Origin of the sequence: Geomonas sp. (genome assembly GCF_035254065.1) — a bacterium.
Lineage (GTDB): Bacteria > Desulfobacterota > Desulfuromonadia > Geobacterales > Geobacteraceae > Geomonas.
Window position 1 is genome coordinate 1 of the sequence record NZ_DATFBA010000202.1, and the last position, 5468, is coordinate 5468.

At 60.9% G+C, this 5468-nt stretch carries 6 protein-coding genes and 1 pseudogene; 3 read left to right on the plus strand and 4 right to left on the minus strand.

Annotated features, from left to right (window positions below; all coding sequences use genetic code 11):
* A pseudogene (locus VJ604_RS09660) lies at positions 1 to 324 on the minus strand (hypothetical protein); the annotation flags it as partial.
* 242 nt (positions 325 to 566) lie between these two features.
* Between VJ604_RS09660 and VJ604_RS09665 the strand changes: the two are divergent.
* Positions 567 to 986, plus strand: coding sequence for a hypothetical protein (locus tag VJ604_RS09665; protein WP_324081990.1), 420 nt, complete (start codon positions 567 to 569; stop codon positions 984 to 986).
* Between the two features lie 136 nt (positions 987 to 1122).
* Complete coding sequence (locus tag VJ604_RS09670) at positions 1123 to 2100, plus strand: metal ABC transporter solute-binding protein, Zn/Mn family (RefSeq protein ID WP_324081992.1); 978 nt, start codon at positions 1123 to 1125, stop codon at positions 2098 to 2100.
* Here the strand turns inward: VJ604_RS09670 and VJ604_RS09675 are convergent.
* Positions 2075 to 2797 carry a uracil-DNA glycosylase family protein gene (locus VJ604_RS09675; RefSeq protein ID WP_324081994.1) on the minus strand — a complete coding sequence of 241 codons (723 nt, stop codon included), beginning with the start codon at positions 2795 to 2797 and terminating at the stop codon, positions 2075 to 2077. The genes VJ604_RS09670 and VJ604_RS09675 overlap by 26 nt on opposite strands.
* A gap of 34 nt (positions 2798 to 2831) precedes the next feature.
* On the opposite strand from VJ604_RS09675, the gene VJ604_RS09680 reads away from it, so the two are divergent.
* Positions 2832 to 3752 carry a zinc dependent phospholipase C family protein gene (locus VJ604_RS09680; RefSeq protein WP_324081996.1) on the plus strand — a complete coding sequence of 307 codons (921 nt, stop codon included), beginning with the start codon at positions 2832 to 2834 and terminating at the stop codon, positions 3750 to 3752.
* 155 nt (positions 3753 to 3907) lie between these two features.
* Here the strand turns inward: VJ604_RS09680 and coaBC are convergent, their stop codons facing one another.
* Both coaBC and VJ604_RS09690 read right to left on the minus strand, forming a co-directional pair.
* A complete protein-coding gene (gene coaBC, locus VJ604_RS09685) occupies positions 3908 to 5107 on the minus strand; it encodes a bifunctional phosphopantothenoylcysteine decarboxylase/phosphopantothenate--cysteine ligase CoaBC (RefSeq protein ID WP_324081998.1) in 1200 nt (399 codons plus the stop codon).
* A gap of 10 nt (positions 5108 to 5117) precedes the next feature.
* The coding region (locus VJ604_RS09690) for an MBL fold metallo-hydrolase (RefSeq protein ID WP_324082000.1) at positions 5118 to 5468 on the minus strand (351 nt) is incomplete at its 5' end.

Genomic DNA, 5468 nt, shown 5'->3' on the forward strand with positions numbered 1-5468 from the left:
GCCTGCGATCAGAAAGATCAGCGGAGCCCTCTCCTTCTGCCAGGCGAAGGTGACCTTCAGCCCCTTGTCGTAGAAAAAGATGGGGGGCTTCTTGCGGTCCGGTATCACGTCCAGCGTCAGTTGCCGGCTGCGCATCTTGGGGGGATAGACGGGCATCAGCTTGGGCGGCGTACCGATGATGGTGGCGTCGTAGGAATCAGCGATGGGGTAGCCGTAGGTATCGCTGCTCGACACCATCGGGGTCGCCGGCACTGGGGCAGCCAGCACGGGCGTCGCCAGGGCAAACAGGCAAACGGCAACGATCAGCAGTTTCAGGTGCATCATGTAGATGCCTCCTTGGCGAAAGCGGCAGCGCCAGTCATATCTGCTCTCGGCGTTGCCATAGAAATAGCCGGCGAGATAGATGTGTTTCCACTAACCGGATTTGGGAAAGCATATCGGAGGCGGGTCGACTGTCAAGGGTGCCAAAAGGTAGGAAACAGCGGCTGGCAGAGTATGAAAAGAAGCTTTTACCGCTATACTTGCCAATGACTTATGAGTAACGGGTTTGAGAAAGGGAGGCACGGATGAGAGTGATGACTATCGCTGTGAGCATGCTAGTGGGAAGCTGGGTCGGGATATCCTTTGCGGCGGACGCATCTATCTGCAACGCCGGTTCCAATATTGCCTACTATCCCACCGGCAAACTGAAATCGTGCCGACTGGGCGACTTCTTTACCGTTGATGGAGTGGTGTGCAACAGCTTCGACATGATCAGCTTCTACGAGCTTGGCACGCTGCGAAGCTGCACCAGCAGGGACTTTTACCACTATGGCCCGATTACCTGCGACGAAATGGGGAATATTTCATTCTACCCCTCCGGGAAGCTGGAGAGTTGCCTCCTCTCGACTAAAACCCAGGTGCAAGGAAAGATGTGCAACGAGATGCAGCCGATCTCTTTCTTCGAAGACGGAAGACTCAGGGAGTGTGCGACCCCGGCGGAGTGACATCGCGCGAGGTGGAGGGATTTGGCGTACGGGGAAAATGTGATAGTTTGCTGAGATCGTTGCCAAACGCCGGACGGCTTGACATTTAAATCGAAATGGTTTCTATTTATGCCTTTCCCACTGAAAGGAAGATGACATGAGAAAAGTCGTTTCGATAGTGATCGCAGTCGCCGTCTTGGCAGTGATCTTCGGCTGCAAGGATCATGGAGCCCAAAAGGCTGCTGCACCGGCCCCGCCCGGCCAGCACAAGCTCAACGTGGTCACCACGCTGTTCCCCCTTTACGATTTTGCCAAGGCGGTGGCCGGCGACAAGGCCGAGGTCACCCTGCTGCTCCCTCCCGGCGTGGAGCCGCACAGCTTCGAGCCCAGACCTGACGACGTGGTGAAGATGAGCAAGGCGGACGTGGTCATCTACACCAACGAGTTCATGGAGCCCTGGGCGGTGAAGCTTCTGCAGTCAGTGGCGACCAAGCCGGAGGTGGTCGACACCAGCAAGGGTGTCAAGATGGTGAAGGCCGGCCCCGGCGAGGAACACGAGCACGGGGAGGCTGACAAGGGGCACGACGGGCACATCCACCACGGCGGGCTGGACCCGCACATCTGGCTCGATTTTGCCAACGCGCAGGTGATGGTGGAAAACATAGCGCTCGGACTGATCAAGAAGGACCCGGCCAACAGGGAGTACTACCAGGCACGGGCGAAGGAGTACCAGCAGAAACTGCAGAAGCTGGACGAGGAGTACAAAAGCGGGTTGGCGAATTGCAAGAAGAGGATCTTCCTGCACGGCGGGCACTACGCCTTCGGCTACCTGGCGCATCGTTACGGTCTCACCTACATCTCGGCGCAGGCTGTGGACCCGGATGCCGAGCCCACGCCGCAAAAGCTGGCCGAACTGGTGAAGGCGATCCGAAGCAACGGACTAAAATACGTCTACTGCGAGGAACTACTCTCCCCCGCCACCGCCCAGATGATCGCCCGCGAGACCGGGGCGGAGGTGCTGATGCTGAACGCGGCGCACAATATCAGCAAGCAGGACTTCGACAAGGGGACCAGCTTCATCACCCTGATGGAGCAAAACCTGGCGAATCTCAGGAAGGGGTTACAGTGCGAGTGAGGTGAGCCATCACCTTCTTCATCTCGTTCCAGACCTCTCGTTTGAGCGCCTCGTCGGCGAGGAGCTCAAACGGATGCAGGGTCGCCATGACGGAAACGCCTCCCACCTTGACCAGCCGGCCGCGCAGGCGGGAGATGGGGGCAGCGCTCTCCAGGATCAACTGGGCCGCCTTCTCCCCCAGGGCGACCACCGCCTCCGGGGCGACTTCGGCGATCTTGCTTGTCACTGCCTTACGAAGAGCAGCGTCCGATGGGGATATGTCACGATCCAGAGACGCCAGCAGGACCTGCTCAGGAGCAAACCCCATGGCCGCCACTATCTTCGCCAAGAGGGCACCGGAAGCCCCCTCGAACCCGCCGCCGGCGATGACGAAAAAGAGCCTCGCACTCGGGTTGCCGAAGGTCTGGATGGTCGCCACGGGAGAAGGTGCCGGGGCCTCGTGTGGCAAAGAAGCGGTTGCAGCAGTTGAAGGAGCGGGACTGTCGGCGGGGCTAACCACAGCCGCCGGTGCAGCGCTTGGAGCTGCCGCCGGAGCTGCCGCACCAAGAGGGGCGGCGCCAGCCGCGACAGGAGAGACTGCAGCTGCCGGCAGAGGTCCCGTGCCGACAGGAAGCTCCTCCACCCCGCTCTCCTTAAGCTCCTCCAGATACCCCTTCAGCGAGGCGAGCAACTCCTCTCTCTCCTGCAGTTCAACCATGCCAAACCCCTTTACTTTTTACCGGCCATTCTCTATGCTCAACGGCATGTTCATACTTGTCGCAGCCGCTGTGCTGCTCGTGATAGCGATCCCTCAGCAAGCCTTCGCCTGGGGGGCGGGAATCCATTTACAACTCGGGATGAACGTCCTCTCCAACCTGAATGCACTGGAACCGGCCGTAGCTGCCATCATCGGCAGCCACCCCTACGACTTCCTCTACGGCACCATCGCCGCCGACATCATCCTGGGCAAGAAGTTCACCCACTACCTCGAACACTGCCACCGCTGGCGGATCGGCCACCGGGTGCTGGACCGGGCCCACGACCAGTCCCAGCAGGCCTGCGGCTACGGCTACCTGAGCCACCTGGCGGCCGACTGCATCGCCCATAACTACTTCGTCCCCTACAAGGTGATGAGGAGCTTTTCGTCGCTGACCCTGAAGCATGCCTATTGGGAGATGCGCTTCGAGAACTACGTCGAGAAGGAGATCTGGGAGACCGGGAAGAAGGTGGCGCGGGAGCATTTCGCCCAGAACGACGAGTTGCTGCGCAAGGTCCTCTCCGACACCCTCTTTTCGTTCACCACCAACAAGCGGATCTTCAACTCCATCCTGCTGTTAAGCCGCCTGGAGAAGTGGCAGGGCATCCTGCAGACGCTGTCCGATAACTCCCGCTATGAGCTGGACGAAAATGACCGGGAAGAGTACATGCAGCTCGCCCAGGAGGCCGTCTACGACTTCCTCAACAACGGCGAAAACTCCCGCTACTACCATGCCGATCCCACCGGTGAGAAAGCGCTGGCCGCCGCCGAGGCGGTGCGCAAGAACCTCCGTTTTCTGTACCGCAGCGGCAAGATCACCAAGCCACAGGCATACGCCGAGCTGGCCCAGCTGAAGCTGAAGCTGAAGGAGGCCATCTGCGAGCCGGAGCTGCTGGGGCAGATCCTTTCTACCTGAGACCACCGATCCATCAAATGCGGATCGATGATAGCCGTTCGTGCTGAGCTTGTCGAAGCACGCCCTTCAGCTGTTACACGGCGGCCCTTCGACAGGCTCAGGGCGAACGGCGTGAGCGCTTCGGGATGTTGACTTGGTTCTGGCGGTCGCTGTCCCTACCCCTTCCCTTTCGCAAGCTCCTCCACCCGGTCCAGGATGATCCCAGCCACCTCGTCCTTCCCCATGATCGGCAGTTCTTCCACCCGTCCGTCCGCGAAGAGCATCTTAACGATGTTGGTGTCGACGTTGAAGCCCGCCCCCACCTGGGAGACGTCGTTGGCCACCACCATGTCAAGGTTCTTTTTCTCAAGCTTGCTTTTGGCGTTGCCAAGGAGATCCTGGGTCTCGGCGGCGAAGCCTACCAGCACGCGGTTCCCCTTCCTGGCGCCGATCTCGGACAGGATATCAGGGTTCTTCTCCAGCTCGATGGCCAGTTCCGCGGCGTTCTTCTTCACCTTCATCCCGGCCCGTAGCTTCGGCCGGTAGTCGGCTACCGCAGCGGCCTTGATGACGATATCGGTCTCTTCAACCGCTTTGACCACCGCATCCCGCATCTGTAGTGCACTCTCCACCCTGATCACCTTAACCCCGCATGGTACGGAAAGCGCGGTAGGCCCGGTGACCAGCGTCACCTCGGCACCCCGCAGCCGCGCCTGGCGTGCGATGGCGTACCCCATCTTGCCGGAGGAATGGTTGCTGATGTAGCGGACCGGATCGATCTCTTCCAGGGTGGGACCGGCGGTCACCAGCACCCTTCGACCGGAAAGCCGCTTGGGAGTGAGTGCGGCGATGGCCTCTTCCAGGATCACCGTGGGGTCCGGCAGCTTCCCCTCTCCCTCGTAGCCGCAGGCGAGCATCCCGCAGGCCGGAGGGACGAAGAGGTAGCCATGCCTTTTGAGGCGCTCCTCGTTCTCCTGGTAGATCGGGTTGTGGTACATGTTGACGTTCATGGCGGGGGCGATCAGCACAGGCGCCTTGGTCGCCATCACGGTGGTGGTCAACAGATCGTCGGCGAGACCTGCGGCCACCTTGCCGACGAAATTGGCGGTGGCCGGCGCGATCAGGAAGAGGTCAGCCCGTTCGGCAAGGGAGATGTGACCGATCTCCTGCTCGGAGATCAGGTTGAAGAGCTCCAGGTGCACGGGATTGCCGGACAGGGTCTGGAAGGTGAGCGGGGCCACGAACTCGATAGCTGCCCGGGTCATCACCACGTGGACCTGGGCGCCCGCCTTGGTCAAGAGCCGCAGCAGTTCAACCGCCTTGTAAACGGCGATCCCCCCGGTCACCCCGAGGACGATCACTTTGCCTTTCAGCATAGACTCCCCCCTAACCGTTGATATACGGGTTCAAGCGCCTCTCCCTGCCGATGGTGGAGGAAGGTCCGTGCCCGGGCCAGACCACGGTGTCGTCCGGCAGCGGCATGAGCTTCTCCTTGATGGAGGCAATCAGCTGCTCGTGGGAGCCGCCAGGCAGGTCGGTGCGCCCCACCGAGTCGGCGAACAGGGTATCGCCGGTAATCACGACCTGCTCGTTGCGAAGCAGCAGGCAGCATCCCCCCTGGGTGTGCCCGGGGGTGTGCAGGACCTCGATGGTCCGTTTCCCGAAGGTGAGCTGCAGGCCGTCGGTGAGGTGGCGGGAAGGCGCAGGCGAGTCGTCGACCTGCAGGCCGTACATCTG

Coding starts and splice junctions, on each gene's coding strand:
- coaBC (WP_324081998.1), bottom strand. CDS start 5,107: ATGCTGAAAGGCAAAGTGATCGTCCTCGGGGTGACCGGGGGGATCGCC.
- VJ604_RS09680 (WP_324081996.1), top strand. CDS start 2,832: ATGCTCAACGGCATGTTCATACTTGTCGCAGCCGCTGTGCTGCTCGTG.
- VJ604_RS09675 (WP_324081994.1), bottom strand. CDS start 2,797: ATGGTTGAACTGCAGGAGAGAGAGGAGTTGCTCGCCTCGCTGAAGGGG.
- VJ604_RS09670 (WP_324081992.1), top strand. CDS start 1,123: ATGAGAAAAGTCGTTTCGATAGTGATCGCAGTCGCCGTCTTGGCAGTG.
- VJ604_RS09665 (WP_324081990.1), top strand. CDS start 567: ATGAGAGTGATGACTATCGCTGTGAGCATGCTAGTGGGAAGCTGGGTC.